This is a genomic window from Pseudoalteromonas byunsanensis (assembly GCF_001854475.1).
In the GTDB taxonomy this organism is placed as follows: domain Bacteria; phylum Pseudomonadota; class Gammaproteobacteria; order Enterobacterales; family Alteromonadaceae; genus Pseudoalteromonas; species Pseudoalteromonas byunsanensis.
This window is the reverse complement of sequence record NZ_MNAN01000009.1, coordinates 13,953-30,333: the sequence shown is the minus strand read 5'-3', so window position 1 is coordinate 30,333 and position 16,381 is coordinate 13,953. Positions and strand designations below refer to the sequence as shown.

General features: G+C 42.5%; 13 protein-coding genes. 11 read left to right on the top strand and 2 right to left on the bottom strand.

Going from position 1 to position 16,381, the window contains the following annotated elements:
• Positions 1–161: 161 nt before the first annotated feature.
• Positions 162–1,112: a transaldolase gene (gene tal / locus BIW53_RS00870; protein WP_070989735.1), complete on the bottom strand. Its 951-nt coding sequence runs from the start codon at positions 1,110–1,112 to the stop codon at positions 162–164.
• A gap of 265 nt (positions 1,113–1,377) precedes the next feature.
• Here tal and yaaA point away from each other — a divergent pair, with 265 nt between their 5' ends.
• The 3 genes from yaaA (at position 1,378) to BIW53_RS00855 (ending at position 6,355) form a co-directional block, all read left to right on the top strand.
• On the top strand, positions 1,378–2,157 hold the full coding sequence (yaaA, locus tag BIW53_RS00865) for a peroxide stress protein YaaA (protein WP_070989734.1): 780 nt from the start codon (positions 1,378–1,380) through the stop codon (positions 2,155–2,157).
• 280 nt (positions 2,158–2,437) lie between these two features.
• Positions 2,438–3,697, top strand: a complete 1,260-nt coding sequence (locus BIW53_RS00860; RefSeq protein WP_070989935.1) for an ABC transporter substrate-binding protein — start codon at positions 2,438–2,440, stop codon at positions 3,695–3,697.
• A gap of 9 nt (positions 3,698–3,706) precedes the next feature.
• The gene (locus BIW53_RS00855) at positions 3,707–6,355 is read left to right on the top strand and encodes an ATP-binding protein (protein WP_070989732.1); all 2,649 of its coding nucleotides are present in this window, start codon (positions 3,707–3,709) and stop codon (positions 6,353–6,355) included.
• A gap of 61 nt (positions 6,356–6,416) precedes the next feature.
• On the opposite strand, the gene srmB is transcribed toward BIW53_RS00855, so the two are convergent.
• The gene (gene srmB / locus BIW53_RS00850; RefSeq protein ID WP_070989730.1) at positions 6,417–7,646 is read right to left on the bottom strand and encodes an ATP-dependent RNA helicase SrmB; all 1,230 of its coding nucleotides are present in this window, start codon (positions 7,644–7,646) and stop codon (positions 6,417–6,419) included.
• A 68-nt stretch (positions 7,647–7,714) separates the two neighbouring features.
• Between srmB and BIW53_RS00845 the strand changes: the two genes are divergently transcribed.
• From BIW53_RS00845 to BIW53_RS00810, 8 genes are all read left to right on the top strand, one after another.
• A complete protein-coding gene (locus BIW53_RS00845) occupies positions 7,715–8,416 on the top strand; it encodes a tRNA1(Val) (adenine(37)-N6)-methyltransferase (RefSeq protein ID WP_070989728.1) in 702 nt (233 codons plus the stop codon).
• 209 nt (positions 8,417–8,625) lie between these two features.
• Positions 8,626–9,906 (top strand): GTP cyclohydrolase II RibA, encoded by a 1,281-nt coding sequence (gene ribA / locus BIW53_RS00840; RefSeq protein ID WP_070989726.1) that lies wholly within the window; start codon positions 8,626–8,628, stop codon positions 9,904–9,906.
• On the top strand, positions 9,899–11,362 hold the full coding sequence (locus BIW53_RS00835; RefSeq protein ID WP_070989724.1) for a hypothetical protein: 1,464 nt from the start codon (positions 9,899–9,901) through the stop codon (positions 11,360–11,362). Before ribA ends, BIW53_RS00835 begins: the two co-directional genes overlap by 8 nt.
• A 14-nt stretch (positions 11,363–11,376) precedes the next feature.
• The gene (locus BIW53_RS00830; RefSeq protein WP_070989722.1) at positions 11,377–13,212 is read left to right on the top strand and encodes a WD40 repeat domain-containing protein; all 1,836 of its coding nucleotides are present in this window, start codon (positions 11,377–11,379) and stop codon (positions 13,210–13,212) included.
• Positions 13,205–13,945: a hypothetical protein gene (locus BIW53_RS00825; protein WP_070989720.1), complete on the top strand. Its 741-nt coding sequence runs from the start codon at positions 13,205–13,207 to the stop codon at positions 13,943–13,945. Before BIW53_RS00830 ends, BIW53_RS00825 begins: the two co-directional genes overlap by 8 nt.
• A gap of 10 nt (positions 13,946–13,955) precedes the next feature.
• The gene (locus tag BIW53_RS00820) at positions 13,956–14,471 is read left to right on the top strand and encodes a KdsC family phosphatase (RefSeq protein ID WP_070989718.1); all 516 of its coding nucleotides are present in this window, start codon (positions 13,956–13,958) and stop codon (positions 14,469–14,471) included.
• Positions 14,472–14,481: 10 nt separating this feature from the next.
• Complete coding sequence (locus BIW53_RS00815; protein WP_070989716.1) at positions 14,482–15,792, top strand: type III PLP-dependent enzyme domain-containing protein; 1,311 nt, start codon at positions 14,482–14,484, stop codon at positions 15,790–15,792.
• Positions 15,793–15,941: 149 nt separating this feature from the next.
• The gene (locus tag BIW53_RS00810; RefSeq protein ID WP_070989714.1) at positions 15,942–16,361 is read left to right on the top strand and encodes a hypothetical protein; all 420 of its coding nucleotides are present in this window, start codon (positions 15,942–15,944) and stop codon (positions 16,359–16,361) included.
• Positions 16,362–16,381: the final 20 nt, after the last annotated feature.

The window sequence follows — 16,381 nt, the reverse complement described above, 5'->3', positions numbered from 1 at the left end:
TCGCACTTTAAGCAACTTCGGTATACCACAACTTGCGTAAAAATAAAACACAAATGTGTCGTTTAGGTTAAAGTCGGGTGACACTTTGATTAAAATCAACAAATAGCTGACATAAAAAACGCCACATTAAGTGGCGTTTTTAAGGAACTAGAGGAGCGCTATTAGAGGGCTTTGAAGCGAGTTTCTAACTCTTCCTGTGCTTGAGCGAAAGAGCGGATACCTTCAGCCAGCTTTTCTGTTGCCATGGCATCTTCGTTGTGTAACCAGCGGAATTGCGCTTCACTCAACGGAGCTGGTTTCGCTTCAAGGGCATAATTACTTTCAAGTAAATATTCTGGCGCATCAGTTAATTCGCCTAACTCCTCAAGTAGTGCAGGGCTAATCGTTAATTTATCACAGCCCGTTAGTGCGATTATTTCACCGGTATTACGGAAACTTGCACCCATTACAACCGTTTTATAACCATGGCGTTTGTAAAATTCATAAATGCTGCGAACAGATTGTACACCAGGGTCAGCCATTGGATCTGTCGGCTTTGCTAGGCCATTGGCAACATGCCAGTCTAAAATTCTGCCAACAAATGGAGAAATCAAAAATACGTTTGCATCGGCACATGCACGAGCTTGAGCTTGGCTGAACAATAAGGTCAAATTACATTTAATACCTTCATTTTCTAGTTGCTCAGCGGCTTTGATGCCTTCCCAAGTTGACGCGATTTTAATCAGGATCTTATCCTGGCTAACGCCTTCTTTGCGATACAGAGCCAATAAGCTCTTGGCTTTGTCGATGGTCGCTTGCGTATCAAAGGATAAACGCGCATCGACTTCTGTAGAAATATAGCCTGGGACGATATCAGCGATTTCTTTACCAATAAGAACCGCAAAGTAATCACACGCTAGTTCTAGCTGTTTATCCGTATCAGAATGTACTGACTTTGCGTAGTCCCATGCTTTTTGTAGATAAGCTTGATAGGCTGGCATTTCGCTAGCTTTTAATAGTAGCGACGGATTAGTTGTGGCATCTTCTGGTTGATGCTTACGAATTGCTTCAATATCGCCAGTATCGGCAACGATCGAAGAGTGCTGTTTGAGCCTATCTAGTGCTGATGTCATTGGTTTTCCTCATTCCTATTTGCAGCAAAATTTCGAAAAATTTTAGTGTTCCTATGTTGCAGCACCATGACAGCCATTAATAGGTCAATTGTCCGTATTTATGCGGATAACACTATTATGCGGGTGTTCACAGTGTATAAAAGGTAGGGACACTTTGTTGAATTGTTGTTATCCCCTATAAAATCAAGGGTTATTCAGTACTTGAAGTCAACAGGGGATAGTGTTGAAATTGACATTAAACATATTTTAAGTCAATAGGCTCGCCATGATCACGGTAATCTCTCCGGCAAAAAATTTAGATTTTGAAACGTCATCACATATATCGCATTTTACTCAGCCTGAATTATTACAGCACAGTGAAGAACTGATAAAAGTATGTCGTACTTTATCAATGCAACAGGTTGCCAGTTTAATGAAAATTAGCGATAAGCTGGCTGGGTTGAACGTAGCTCGCTTTAATGATTGGTCATTACCCTTCACATCACAAAACGCCAAACAGGCGGTACTGGCCTTTAACGGCGATGTGTATAGTGGCCTGGAAGCAAGCTCTCTAAGTGAAGATACATTGGCGTATGCACAACAGCATCTGCGAATATTATCTGGTCTATATGGAGTGCTAAAGCCTCTGGATTTGATGCAAGCATATCGATTAGAAATGGGCACGAAACTAGATAACCCTCGCGGCAAGAACTTATATGAGTTTTGGGGAAGTATTATAGCGCAAAAGCTAAATGAGGCGCTGGCACAAACTCAGTCATCACAGTTAGTTAATCTGGCATCTAATGAATATTTCAAGGCTGTAGATAAAAAGGCATTGCAAGGTGAAATTATTACACCTGTCTTTAAAGACTGTAAAAATGGTCAATATAAAGTGATTAGTTTCTACGCCAAGAAGGCGCGTGGGATGATGGCTCGCTATATTATGGAGCAACAAGTGACAAGTGTTGACAAGTTACGAGAATTTGATGTGGCAGGTTATTACTTTAGTGAGCAGGCCACCAGTAAAGTTAATGATCCAGTTTTCTTGCGAGAAGAACAAAGCTAACTTGAAAAAAGCGTGCGTAGCACGCTTTTTTTGCCTTTTGCCTTCCCCATACTTGTTAAGCCCAGTTATATTTTTAAGGCCAGCTTGATACGTTGAGTCGTCCCTTCATTCTTACAATTTCTTTGCGCCCTTGCGCCTTTGTTGTGAGCGTAAAATTTGTTGTTGCGCATACCAAATACCTTTTGCTCTTCTATACTTGGTTAAAATTTAAGTGATAAATGTGTCGCAAAGTTGCGATAAGAAGGAAATAGCGATGACCAATAAACCGCTTCGTTGTGATATTGATCAAGGTAAGCGTAAGTTACTAAAGCGCGCAGCAGGCTTGGGAGCATGTGGTCTACTTGGATTTAATGTGCCATACGTGTTTGCTAAAAAAACACACACAGTCAGAGTACTTGGCACACATGTGACCTTGCAAGCAGCATTAAAAGAGCAAGCACAGAAGGATCTGGGTATTAACCTGTCATTTGAGCCTAAAGGAAGTGCGGCGGTGTTACAAAAGGCTGCTATGTCTCCGGAATCTTTTGATTTGTATGAACAGTGGTCAAATAGCATCAATGTGTTGTGGTATACGGGCTCGATCCAACCCATAGAGAAGAAGCGATTGCGTTACTGGGATGAAATAAACCCTTTAACTAAGACTGGCCGTGTGCAACCAAGTGCTAGTATCGGAGCGGGAGATGCACCATATAAGCTACTACACGTGCAGCCAGATGGCAGTCTCTCTAATCAGGAAACTGAACTAATCAGCTATCTACCCTATGTACATAATGTAGACTCATTTGGATATAACACTAATGTCATTGAGCCAGGCATTCCCTATAAAACTGAAAGTTGGGGGTGGCTGCTTGAGGAAAAGTACCAAGGTAAGGTTGCTGTGGTGAATGCCCCTACAATTGGATTATTCGACTTAGCCCTCGCGGCGCAAGCGCAGCGACTTATGACCTTTGGCAATATTGGTAACATTACCAATCAAGAGCTTGATCAATTATTTAAGATTCTAAGTGAGTATAAGCAACGAGGCCACTTTAGTGGTTTTTGGACATCGGTGCCTGAATCGGTTGATTTTATGAAAAGTAACCGAGTGGTCATTGAAAGTATGTTCTCTCCGGCAGTGTCGGCTCTTAATGGTCAAAATGTGCCTGTTATTTATGCTGCACCAAAAGAAGGATATCGGGGGTGGCATGGAGTAATGTGCCTGTCTTCGCATACCCAAGGAGCAGTGAAAGACGCGGCATATGAGTATATGAATTGGTGGTTATCGGGCTGGCCTGGTGCATTTATCGCACGTCAGGGTTATTACATTTCGAACCCGCAAAGAGCAAAAAATTATCTGTCGCAGGATGAATGGAATTATTGGTATGAAGGTCAGCCTGCGGCAAGTGACTTAGCGGGGACTGATGGTCAATTATCCGTTAAAAAGGGAGAAGTCCGTACAGGTGGTAGCTATCTAAAACGGTTTAGTAATGTAGCAGTGTGGAATACTGTTATGCCCAGCTATGACTACAGCTTGCAAAAGTGGTATGAGTTTATTAATTAGGAGCGTGGTATGAAGTTCTATCGCTCTTTGACATTTCAACTTAGCTTAGGGCTGTTATGTATTGGGTTGATGGCGTTGTTCTCCGCATATTTAACTAATGTTAGTTATCGACTCCTTGAGCAGCGCGATGCAGAGATTGAACAATCAACTCAAATGGCAGAGATTGCTTACGACCTTGAACTTTCTGTTATCGACCTGCAACGAAATGTTCTGATTTATAAGCAGTCTGCAAGTTTGGTGGCGATGGATCGTAGCCAAGACTTAATCAATAAAATTGAAAGTGCGCTTGCGGAGTTAGACTATTCTCCTAGTCGCAAAGAAGTGGGTGATATGATTTTGCGAATGCGAACTCATATAAGTGACTACCGCGATAATTTGTCGACGGTTATTTCGGGCCGGGAAAAGCGTCAATCTTTATACCAAAATGAGCTGCTGGGCTTGGTTAATAAAGCTCAAGAATCCATCAATAAAGAAATTGATGTTAATAATCGTGCGCTTATATCATCCTACTTGCTAAAAGCTCACAACGCAGTGCTGGCTTATTTAATAACACAAAACTCTGAACATATTAGAACGTTTGATGCTCAAGTATCTGAGGCAAGGGCTGAGCTCACAGCGCTTAATGAAGAGTCAGTGGCGGCTCAGTTTCAGGATATTCATTTAGCCTTTAGAAAGTTACATCAAACCATTCGTGGCTATCTGTATTTAACCAACGTGGTTTTAACAGGTAGCGCTAATGAAATATTACACCTTTCTTCAAAGCTTCGTGAACAAGAAGAACAAGCGATGCAAAATAAAATTGTTGAGGCAAAGCAGACTATGAACTCTTTACAGCAGCGCAGCGAGCTGTTTATTTTATTGAGTATGCTGATGGTTGCCATATATGCAGTGTTCCTAATTTTACGGGTGATCCGTCCAATTAGAACTTTGACTGTATTGTTTCAACGTCTCAGTAATAACCTTCATATAGTGGACATTCCTTATCTAAAACGCACAGATGAAATCGGACAACTGTCACTGGCTGCCAGTGTGTTCCATAAAAAAAATATTCAAATAACAGAGTTGTTTGAGCGGACTAAAGAGTTGGTGATCGAACAAAAAGCGCTAAATCAGGAGTTGGATGTAAAGCGTCAGGAAGCAGAACAAGCCACGGTGTCAAAAAGCTTGTTTTTGGCCAATATGAGTCATGAAATTCGCACCCCCATGAACGGTATTATCGGACTCGTTGAGCTGTTGAAAAAATCGGATTTACAGGAAGAACAACGTGAATATCTCGATAAAATAGATTATTCCAGTGGTGTTTTAATGTCGGTTATCAATGACATTCTAGACTTTTCTAAAATAGAAGCTGGTAAGCTCGATATTGAAGATAAAGAGTTTGAACTCAATAAAATGCTTGAAAATATCCTTGCATCGGTCAGTCTTAGAGCTGCTGAAAAGAATTTATATCTCAGGTGTTTGTGTCCAACCGAATTGAGTCATTTTGTTGGCGACGAAGTACGTATCACACAGATAATCTTAAATTTGTGTAACAATGCTATTAAGTTTACTTCGATAGGAGGGATTGATATACGGCTTTGTGCACATGGTAGTGCTACCGGAGAAGTGATCTTAGGTATAGAAGTAGAAGATACGGGGATTGGTATGTCAGAACAACACCAACTAGACGTGTTCGATCGCTTTTCCCAAGCAGATGTATCAACCAGTAGAAAATATGGCGGAACAGGGTTGGGGTTGGCCATTGTAAAACAGCTCTGCGAGCTTATGCATGGTAGTATTAGTGTTCGCTCTCAATCGGAACAAGGGTCTGTTTTTTCGGTGCTATTAAGGTTAAAGCCTGCTCAACATCAGGAAGTATTAAAGCTCCCCAAAGCAGATAATTTATCCGTAACTTTGCTATATCATAGCCATAATTGTAAACCCCTAGACCTTATCAGTGAATATTTTACGGTTAATAAGTGTCAGGTTAATTATGTGCAATTGGGTAAGTCGAAACACCTAGCTCAGCAGCAAATTGCTAATAAATATGTGGTATTGATGTTAGATAATGAACTGTCAAAGAGCATGAGTCTGTCAGATATGGCGATGCTACAGCATTACAGTGAGAAGCTTTGTGTCGTTATAGATAAAAGAGATTCGGTGTTAATCTCTCGAGCAGGTATTGCTAATGACGTGCTGGTGTTGGAGATGCCTTATACTTATGTGACCTTCTACGACTATGCTTGCAAACTTTTTGGTCTGCGTAACGGTAAAAAGCAAATTCATTTAGAGCCAGAAATAGAACTAAATTTACACGGTCATGTTTTGCTAGTTGAAGATAATGCAGTCAATCAGATGGTTGCCAAAAAGCTGTTAAATGCTTTGGGACTTGAGGCTGATATTGCTGAAGATGGTAAGCAAGCGATCAATAAGCTAAGTAACACCCCTTATGCTTATGATCTTGTTTTAATGGATATACAAATGCCAGTGATGGATGGATTTAAAGCAACGCAATGCATACGTAATGAGCTGAAATTGGATATTCCAATATGTGGCTTATCAGCCAATGCAATGTCAGAAGATTTCGATAAAGCCCTCGCTCACGGCATGAATCATTTTATTACCAAACCTATAGAAATGGACAAACTAAAAGCGGTTTTATTGCAATATCTAAGCTAAAAAGGCAAAACCTAAACCCATTATTTAGAGAATGAATTTAGGTTTTGTTTTGAAAAAGAGGTTACTTCTTTTTCTTTTGTTTGGTTTTAAGCTTTTTCTTTGCTTTTATTTTTACCGGATCTTTTTTCTTTTTGGGGAGTTTGGCTTCTTTGTGCTTAGGCTCTACCCCTTTGATCACCCTGCGCTTAAGACTTTGTTCAGTATAACGCTCAACCTTAGCAAGTATCGCAGCATCATGTGCCTCGACCAAAGAGATAGCCGTGCCTTTTTTACCTGCACGACCTGTTCTGCCGATACGGTGTACATACACGTCAGCAGATCGTGGCATGTCAAAGTTAATGACGTGAGTAATATCAGGTACATCAATACCACGAGCAGCGACATCGGTGGCTATTAGGATGCGGGTGCGACCACTGTGAAAACTAGCCATAGCAGCCATGCGTTTGTCTTGAGGCATTTCACCACGAAGCCAAGTGGTTTTTATATCGTTGGCGTATAATTCCCCCACCAACTGCTCTAAACGTTCGCGAGTCTTTACAAACACTATGGCCTTTTGCACTTCCTCCTCTTGCAAGAGGTGAGTAAGCATGGCGAGCTTATGCTTGTAGTCGTCCGCCAAGTGTACCCATTGGTGGATTTTAGCTTTCTCTTTTCTTGATGACTCAGCTTCTAGCAGCGCAGGATCGTTAAGAATACGTTCTGCAAATAGTTCAACACTATCGCCTTCGAGTGTGGCTGAAAACAAGAAACATTGACGTCGATTTTTAGCTTCATCGCAAATACGTAGCATCTCTTTTTTGAAGCCTAAATCAAGCATTCGGTCAGCTTCATCCAAGATCAGTAGCTCAACATTCTCAGCGTGGAAGTTTTCAGTCTCAAGGTACTCCATGAGACGCCCAGGCGTGGCAATAAGAATATCGTTGTTTTTCTCAAAGATTTCTTTGTGACTTCCGTAGTTAATGCCACCGGTTACCACCCCTATTCGTAGGTGGGTGTTTGCAGCAAGTAACTGGCACTGTTCATGTACCTGATAAGCCAACTCACGGGTTGGGGCCATAATCAGCACGCGTGCAAACCCCGGGTCACGACGAGGGAAATCAAGTAAATACTGAATCGCAGGGATCAAGAACGCGGCGGTTTTACCGGTACCTGTTGGGGCCGAAGCTAAAATATCACGACCAATTAAGGCTTCGGGGATCGCGAGTTGTTGAATGCTGGTGGCTGTTTCATAGCCCATTTTGTCAATGGCGGCCAAAACTTTGGCGTCAAGATCGAATTCAGAAAATTGCATAGCGCATCATAAATAAAGGACAATGTGCGCAATTATACGCGCGATGGCTATTTTGGAAAAGGTGAATCATGTCTGGGTTTGCATTTAAGCAATTTAAGATACAACAAAGCAACACTGCTATGAAGGTGTCAACGGATGGAATTATGCTAGGAGCCTGGGTAAATTTAAGCAATACCAAGTGCTTATTGGATATTGGTTGTGGCACGGGACTATTATCTCTGATGTGTAAACAGCGTCAGCCGTTATTAAATGTTGATGCCGTTGAAATTGATTCGGGGGCGGTTACAGACGCGCGCAACAATGTTCAGTGCAGTCCATGGCCAGACATTAGAGTTCATCATAGCAATATTCAGTCTTTTGAGTGTCAGCAACTTTTTGATTTGGTGATTTGCAACCCTCCATATTTTAATAACAGTCTCAAAGGGCCATGTAGTGCAAGAAATGCAGCACGCCATACCGATAGTTTAACCTTTGAGGAACTGATAGATGCCTTTATGAAAGTGAGTCATGACTTGTCTAGGTTGGCGATCATCTTACCTTGTAAAGAAGCTGAGTTGTTTCAGTCTATTGCATATTCCAGTGGATTATCATTGCTACGTCATTGCCAAGTTTCCAGCACTAGTGAAAAAGCACCAACGCGCAGCATGATGGAGTTTCATCGCCTGCAACAGCAGACATTGTACGTCGAGTCGTTATGTATTTATCAGGAAGGGAAAACATACAGCACTGATTTTATAGAGCTTTGCAAGAGTTTCTATCTAAAAATGTAAAAACTTTTATTCCTCCCAGATACTCATTCGCTATATTTAGTGCCCGTCATATTGCTTTTGTAAGCAGTTGTAATTTTATTTTCTATATTTTGAGCTAGAGTAATTGTATGTTGTTAATATAATGTTTCGCATTACTGTGAGCGGTAAGGGATGCGCGACCGGCTATGGTCTTTGTGGCCAAGTCATCGGTAAGAAAAGGAAGATGCGTTATGATTTTAACTGCAAGTACCGTATTACCCACCCAACTAGGCTCGTTTGATGTAAAGATTTATCGCAACCACAAAGGTGAAGAAATAACAGCTATTTGCAAAGGCGATTTGCAGGGCCGTAGTGATTTACCCGTCAGAATGCACTCAGCATGTTTCACCGCAGAGGTGCTAGGGTCATTAAAGTGTGATTGCAAACAACAACTCGATTTTGCATTGTCTTATATTGCCACGCATCAAGGCATGGTGATTTACCTGCCTCAAGAGGGGCGTGGTATTGGCTTAAGCAACAAAATCAAAGCCTATGCCCTGCAAGAGCAAGGCTATGACACTATCGAAGCGAACGCGATGCTAAATCTGCCGATAGATGCGAGAACATATGATGATGCAGCGCAGATCATCCGCTTACATGATCTAGAATCTGTGCGGCTGCTAACCAATAATCCCCTTAAAATCAAACAACTTACAGAGTTGGGTGTCAAGGTGACAGGTCGGTTGCCAGTGCCAAGCGACCCAACATCTCATGCTATTGATTACCTTGAGACTAAACGTCAGCAAATGGGGCATATGTTGGCAAGTTATGATGGAAAATCTAAAGCAATCCCAAATCCAATTAGCAGACCATTTATTCATATTAATTTTGCCATTGATGGGCACGCCAATACGTGTTGCCCAAATGGTGAAGCACTCTCAGTGTCGTGCAGCTCAGATTGGCAACGCGTGCATGAGCTTAGGCAAAAATATGATGCAATTGCTGTGGGGGCAAATACTTGGCTCAATGACAGCCCCAAATTGACTGTTAGGAAGGAAGTATTGGGTCGTGAGCCCATGCGCCAGCCTGCAAGAATAATCTTTGCAGGTAAAAGAGCCGCACAGCTTCAAAACTTAGACGTCGATCAGCCCAATATACACAGAGCCACTTTTTTGGTGGGGTCAGCCACTTCAAAAGCAAGAAATGGACTTATACATCATATTGATACAAAAGATCACTTTTTGGCCCAACCCCTAGCGCAATTAAAGCTAAAAAGAGTAAACAGTGTGCTAGTAGAGGGAGGCATTACGTTAATCAAATCGTTTGTCTCACAGCAACTATTTGACCTTGTTACCATTTATGTACGCACACCTTCGATATGCAAAGCGGTTAAGTTGGCAAGCGAGGTCCTACAAGGTATTAGTGCCGATCAAATTGAAGCCCAATCATTTGGTGAGGGAATTTTACTCAGTGTCGTTTTGGAGCAGCCCCAACTCAATGCGATACAAAAGCAGGAATTAGCGTATGAATAAACTCATTTTTGGATTGCTTAATCCATTTGGCGAACAGCTAAATGCTCTGCAAAGTAAGATGCGAGAGCTTACTATTGCGTTTTCTCGTTACCGCTATCGCAAAGAAATATTCGAAGGACACAACATAGCCGCGATACTAAGTATGGCCGTGGAGAAAGGTGCAGATTATTGCCTAATTCAATCTATAGGGCATGTGATTGATGAGCAGTGGTATTTACCTCATTGGCAACGTCAGGGATTTCACCAGAGCATAAGTGAACTTTGCCAACAGCAAGACTTTTTAGTCGCGGGACAGCTGTACCGTTCAGACAATCATACGCTGGGTATTGAGTCTAACTGTATATTAGTCAATGTTTCACAATATCACAGGGCCGGACAGCCCGAATTTGGTGAAATTGATTGGCAAATGCGTGAGGTGGTCTCGGTAGCCTCTGAAGTAGCACTTGACGATAGCGAGCAGTGGCAAAAGAAAAAACAGCCATGTGATGCCCAAGGGTGGCAATTTGTATTACACAGTTTAGAACAAGGACTTCATGTTAAGGCGTTTTCGCAAGATATTAACTACAATCGGTTTGATCTGAATGTACCAAAAACCCAACAAGTATTTGCTGAGTGTTTGCTCGGCTCCCCCGCGCTTTCAGAGGTCGAGAATAAGCTAGCCCCAGCCCAGCTAGAGTTTTTACAGCGGGCACAAAAGCAGACCAAAAATTCCAAAAGGGGCGTATTTTTGTTGAATATTGAGTCATATGATGACTTGGATAATGAGCCTAAAGGTCATGCTCTTGACAGCGTATTTAGCGTTGCGGCAGGTTTTAAGGCCTACCGAATACTGGCAACACAAGGGTTTCATGCAAATAGCCAAGTGGTATTTTTTGATTATAGCCAACAGGCGTTAGCTGTTCGCAAATTTATCGTTGAACATTGGGATGGTGAAAACTTCCCTGCATTTGTAAAAAAAATATTTGAGCACTTTCCTGAGCCTGATTGTTTCTACCAACTGTGGCACAACACCGATACCAATAATATCGACTGGCAAGACTTAGAATGTCTTTGGCAAACAGAATTAAAGCGTTGGGGTGGTGCGCAGAGCTTTAAAGTACAGTGGCAACGCTTCAAAACCTTACCTCATCGTTATATGCACATAGATGTGTTAGAGAATCAACAAACATTGTTTGATGCCATTAAAGGCGCGGGGAATAGTTACATCTGGTGGAGCAATGCCTTTTTTACAATCTATAGTCTCTGGCACTTTAGTGCACAGCAGCGTAAGTCATTTTACCATCAGTGGGTTTCGTCGTTAGCGCATTATGCTGCTGATTGTCGGGTCAATGGTGCAGATCATAACAACTATGCTGTCAATGGCTTAACAGCGTTGGGTTATCTCCATTTGTTGGATAAGCAAACAGGGGGAGAGCTTTTCCCTCAAGCACTGCCGTGTTTAGACATTCAGTTTTAACAAAGGAATAGATTATGAGTGTTTCAGAACAATTTTTATATCATCGTGGTCCGGTTACTTGTGCAGCTCAAGTAGGTCATAGTCAGCGAATTATTACTTCTGGCTACGATAGTGCCGTTGCATTATTTGATATTGATACTGAGCAGGTTGAACTGCTTGGCTACCATGAACACTTGGTCAATAGAGTTACAGTTAATCAGGATGGGACTTTGGCTGCCAGTGCCTCCTCAGATTACAACATATACTTGTGGGATTTGGCTGACAAAAGCCTGAAATGTGTTCTCAAGGGACATGACGATGATGTTGAAGACTTTGTATTTATCAATGACCATTTAGGGGCATCTGTGTCTCGAGATTGGCGAATTATGATATGGGATCTTGATACGGGAGCCATTGAACGGGTTATCTTGGGACATGAAAAAGATGTGTTGTCGGTCAACTACTTTGCTGGAAAGTTATACACATCTGGCGATGATATGACGCTACGAGTATGGGATATCAACACGGGCAAGCAACTGGCTAAGATTGGTCCCTTCACGACGGAAACGGATAGCTGTGCAATCGATGAGCAAAATCAGCGACTGGTACTAGGGTGCGATGATGGCATCGTTCGGGTATTCGATTTGCAAACGCATGAACTAATAGCGCAATTAGAAGGCCACACATCAGCCATTAAAAAGGTGGCTGTTTCACCCACAAATGGTGATATTTTATCGGCGGCCTACGACCAACGAATTTTGATTTGGGATCATCAAAACTTTAAGCAGATCCGACAATTAGAAAGTAAAAATACTTTATGGGAGCGCTCGTTTAACTGGGCGTCAGATGGTAAGCGGGTAATTGCAGGGAGCTTTGATGGTACTGTATTTGTTTGGGATGTGACATCTGGGGCGTGTATACACCATCTGGGTGCCCAACACGCATTTGGTAACGCTTGTTTTAATGATATTGCATCCAAAGGCGATGGCTCTTTAGTCGTGGTGAGTGATGATGGCATCATTCGAGTAGGTTTGCTCACGATAGAGCAGGCACGCTGGCATACCCAGTATAGTCCGCAAAGCGGACGTGTTTTGATGAATGCAGTGCATTTTTGTTCGCAAATGCAAAAGGTCATTGTCGGTGCCCATAATCAACATTTGTATTTATTTGAACGCTCACATCAAAACTTACATGAACAAGCCAGCATTGCGTTAAACGAAGGGCCGATTAACAGTATTGTCAGTGCTCATCATAGCGGTTTTGAAGGGGATCTGTTTGTAGCCTGTTATAGCGGAAAAATTGCACATTTGGCCAGCGATGGTAGACAGTTTAAAAAAATTGCAGCTCATGACAATGCAGTCAAAGCCCTTGCCTTACATCCTCACCAGCGTTTAGGGGTAAGTTGCTGTGCAGAAGGGGAGCTGGTGAGCTGGGATTTTGAGGGGAACATTTTACAGCGTTATTTAGGCCATACGGCGATTATTGATGATGTGGTGATAGACCCAAGTGGACAGTACGTTGCAAGCGCTGGACGTGACTTTATTTTAAAAGTACATGGTATTGAGGATGGCAAATTACATCACTGTATTCATATAGGAAAGCGCTCACCGAAGGGCTTACTGTTTCTGGATCAAAACACGGTTATTATTACCAACTACTGGGGGGAGTTATTAAAGGTCGACTTAACGAACGGCTCTGTGATACGTAATTGTATTGCCAAAAATGGTATTAGTGCGGTGGTGCGCCACGGTGAATTTTTAGCTGCGACCTCTTATGATGGGGCTATTTACTTGGTTGACCCCAAACAGTTGATAATAGTTAATAGCTTACGCTCTATGACGCAAAAAACCTCCGAGCCCGCATATGTTTAGTGGGCAAATAGAACGTTTTGTCATACTGTCAGCGCCACGCAGTGGCAGCAACATGCTGTGTACCATGTTGCAATCTCATCCTGATATTTTGTGCCATCATGAGATTTTTAATCCCAAAGGGGTGTTTTACGCATTGTCGTTGCGCGGAGGTGAATTTAGTGTGGCAAACGATATACGTCACAGGGATGCACAGCCTCTGAGTTGTTTAGAGCGTATTTGGCAATTAGATTTAGGTCACAAAGCAGTAGGGTTTAAAATGACTCACTGTCAGAATCAAACCGTATTTTCCCGTTTACTCCACGACTCAAGCATAAAAAAAATCATACTTGAGCGTCGCAACCAGCTCAAAGTCCACGTTTCTAAATTGATAGCTGAACAAAGTGGAGTGTGGGAAGACTATGGGGTTTCTCCTCCTCAAGCGCGCTGTCAGGTTAAGGTAGACATCCAGCAACTACAGACAGACATTGCTTTGAATAAATCTTACTACCAGCATATTAGAGACACGTTACATAGCTCTGGGCAAGAGTGGTGTGAGGTGGAGTATGAGGCTATCAAAACCTCATCACAGCAGCGGATCGTGCTTGAATTTCTAAATATGAGTAATGCGCCGTTAATCGCTCAAAGTCGTAAACAAACTCCTAGAGATTTAAGAGAAGTGATTGCAAATTATCAAGAGCTACTGTGTTGCGATGAGCCTGCATTGCGCTCTCAATTGACTAGTTTAGAAGGATAATAGAGAGAATATGGATAGTGCAAAAGCGAAACAGATCCGCATGGTGTTGCTAGACATCGATGGTGTAATGACAAATGGTCTGGTTGGTTATGGGGGGGATGTTAGGATCAAGTTTTTTCATTCTCAGGATGATCACTTGATCCGCATGACTATCCGTGAGGGTATTCCCGTAGGGATCATTTCAGGTAGAGCAGATCCTGCAAATACACAACATGCGCAAGAGCTTGGCATGGCACCGTGTTGTTTTGGCGAACTTGTAAAGCTTGATGCGTTTAAACGAGTGCTTGAAAGTTATCAATTAAGTGCGCAGCAGTGTTTGTATATGGGGGATGATTTGATGGATATCCCGGTGATGCGTCGCGCTGGAATAGCAGTATGCCCAGCCGATGCAACTGCTCAAGCCAAGGAGGTTGCGCATTGGACAACACAAGCAAACGGTGGGCAAGGCGCTGTGCGAGAGGTGCTCGTTGCATTACTTAAAGCGCAAGGTTTGTGGCAGCAAGCCACACAAAGATATTTAGTATAAGGAGTTAGATATGCAAACGTATAAGGAATATACAGATATTCATGTTCCGAGCTTTGAAAAGTCTGTGGAACGTTTGCAATGCCTTAGCCATGCACAGTTGAAAGAATTGGCGGATATCGCACAGGATGCCTATTATTTGTTGGATCTGAACAAGGTCAGTGATAATTATCACAAGTTTAGAAATAGCTTTGCTGAGCAATACGAAGCGTGTCAAATAGCTTACTCATTCAAAACCAACTACACCCCTGCGTTGTGTCACCATCTCAAAGCGCTTGGCTGTTTTGCTGAAGTCGTGTCGAAAATGGAGTATGACATGGCCACAAAGGTGGTTGGTTATCATCCTTCTCAAGTGGTTGTTAATGGGCCTGTTCATAGTCAGCAGTTTGTTGAAACCGTGATGATTGAAGGGGCGCTGTTCAATGCCGATGCCTGGTATTTACTGGCTATGGTTGAAAAGGTATGTAAGCGCTACCCTCAGCGTCAGTTTCGAATTGGCGTGCGAATTACCTATCCGATCGCACAAGGAGGTGAATCTCGCTTTGGCATCACTTGTGATAACGCTAACATGAGTAAATTAGTCAATTGGCAAAAAAGTCTCAAGAATTGCCAAATCGTTGGGTTTCACAGTCATTATTCTAACTCGTCACGCAGCATTGTATCTTTTTCTTCTCGTATAAGCGGCCTACTCAGCGCCAGCAAAACGTTTTTTAAATCAACGTCTCCTCATTTTATAAATGCGGGCGGTGGTTTCTTTGGGGAGATGCCTGACTCTTTAGCAAGACAATATGGGCAAAGTGTTGCAACCTTTGAACAATATGCTGATGTCATATGCTCTCCAATTAGGGCTCAGTACGGATTAAAAGAGGGTGAAAGCCAACCGTTACTATTGCTTGAGCCAGGCACTGCCTTGGTGTCAAACGCTATGGTATTTGTTGCACAAGTATTGGAAGTTAAGCGTCGAGCTGGCAGAGCGTTGGCGCTTATAAATGGTAGTAATCACAACGTCAATCATAAATGGCAAGGCGAAACCTTGCCTGTCCAGATCATACCGAAGCCAGGTAGTCGTTCAACTACAAACTTAAGCGAGACATTCGATCTTGTTGGTAACACCTGTATAGAAAAGGATGTAATTTGCCAAGGTGTAAGGGGCTCTGTACAGGCTGGTGATTTTGTGGTGTTTCAATACATGGGGGGTTACAGCAATGTGCTCAAGCAACCTTTCATTCATCCCTGTCAGGGAATATACGCTTGGCAAGACCAACGGTTAATTCGGATTAAAAAAACTGGAGATATGCACTCAGTTCTTCATGACTATGAGTAGTGCAATCATCAAAAGGAATACATGCGTAGTCGGCGCTGTCTGAGCATAACGCCGTGCCTGTAAACACAATAAGCAAAAAATACTGAATGCTTATTTAACTCACTGCGAGTAGATGCTCGTTTAAACGCATTGTTGAAGAGGAAATTAACATGTCTAATTGGTCAGCACCTCAAGCTTTAAGTATTCCAGCAGGAAAACTAGTAATTTTTAGCGCCACTCATCAGGCACAATTCCAGCAGCAGATACAAATTATTGATGCCAATGGTCAGCCTATTACATTCCAAACGTTTGATGGACAATCACATACATTTCCCATTACGGGGCAAGGAACAGGCGTGAATTTGTTTACCAATGGTAACGGTAAATTCATCATGCAATCAGGCTACCAAATCCAGTTTAAGAACGACCATTCAAAAACGTCTTTGGTGGCGGCAAGCACCGTTGAGTTTGATCTCAATGGTATCGTTTATGGTGGTGGTACGTTATTTGTAACCGATGATCAGGGGGGGCCAGAACCTGATTACAACGACACTAGTCTGTCACTGCAATGGTTTAACTCTCAGGGTTAATACTCGTCAAAAAGGAATTC

What these genes read in the sequence shown, in the direction of transcription:
- tal (WP_070989735.1), bottom strand. Translation starts at nt 1,112, where the DNA reads ATGACATCAGCACTAGATAGGCTCAAACAGCACTCTTCGATCGTTGCC.
- yaaA (WP_070989734.1), top strand. Translation starts at nt 1,378, where the DNA reads ATGATCACGGTAATCTCTCCGGCAAAAAATTTAGATTTTGAAACGTCA.
- BIW53_RS00855 (WP_070989732.1), top strand. Translation starts at nt 3,707, where the DNA reads ATGAAGTTCTATCGCTCTTTGACATTTCAACTTAGCTTAGGGCTGTTA.
- srmB (WP_070989730.1), bottom strand. Translation starts at nt 7,646, where the DNA reads ATGCAATTTTCTGAATTCGATCTTGACGCCAAAGTTTTGGCCGCCATT.
- BIW53_RS00845 (WP_070989728.1), top strand. Translation starts at nt 7,715, where the DNA reads ATGTCTGGGTTTGCATTTAAGCAATTTAAGATACAACAAAGCAACACT.
- ribA (WP_070989726.1), top strand. Translation starts at nt 8,626, where the DNA reads ATGATTTTAACTGCAAGTACCGTATTACCCACCCAACTAGGCTCGTTT.
- BIW53_RS00835 (WP_070989724.1), top strand. Translation starts at nt 9,899, where the DNA reads ATGAATAAACTCATTTTTGGATTGCTTAATCCATTTGGCGAACAGCTA.
- BIW53_RS00830 (WP_070989722.1), top strand. Translation starts at nt 11,377, where the DNA reads ATGAGTGTTTCAGAACAATTTTTATATCATCGTGGTCCGGTTACTTGT.
- BIW53_RS00825 (WP_070989720.1), top strand. Translation starts at nt 13,205, where the DNA reads ATGTTTAGTGGGCAAATAGAACGTTTTGTCATACTGTCAGCGCCACGC.
- BIW53_RS00820 (WP_070989718.1), top strand. Translation starts at nt 13,956, where the DNA reads ATGGATAGTGCAAAAGCGAAACAGATCCGCATGGTGTTGCTAGACATC.
- BIW53_RS00815 (WP_070989716.1), top strand. Translation starts at nt 14,482, where the DNA reads ATGCAAACGTATAAGGAATATACAGATATTCATGTTCCGAGCTTTGAA.
- BIW53_RS00810 (WP_070989714.1), top strand. Translation starts at nt 15,942, where the DNA reads ATGTCTAATTGGTCAGCACCTCAAGCTTTAAGTATTCCAGCAGGAAAA.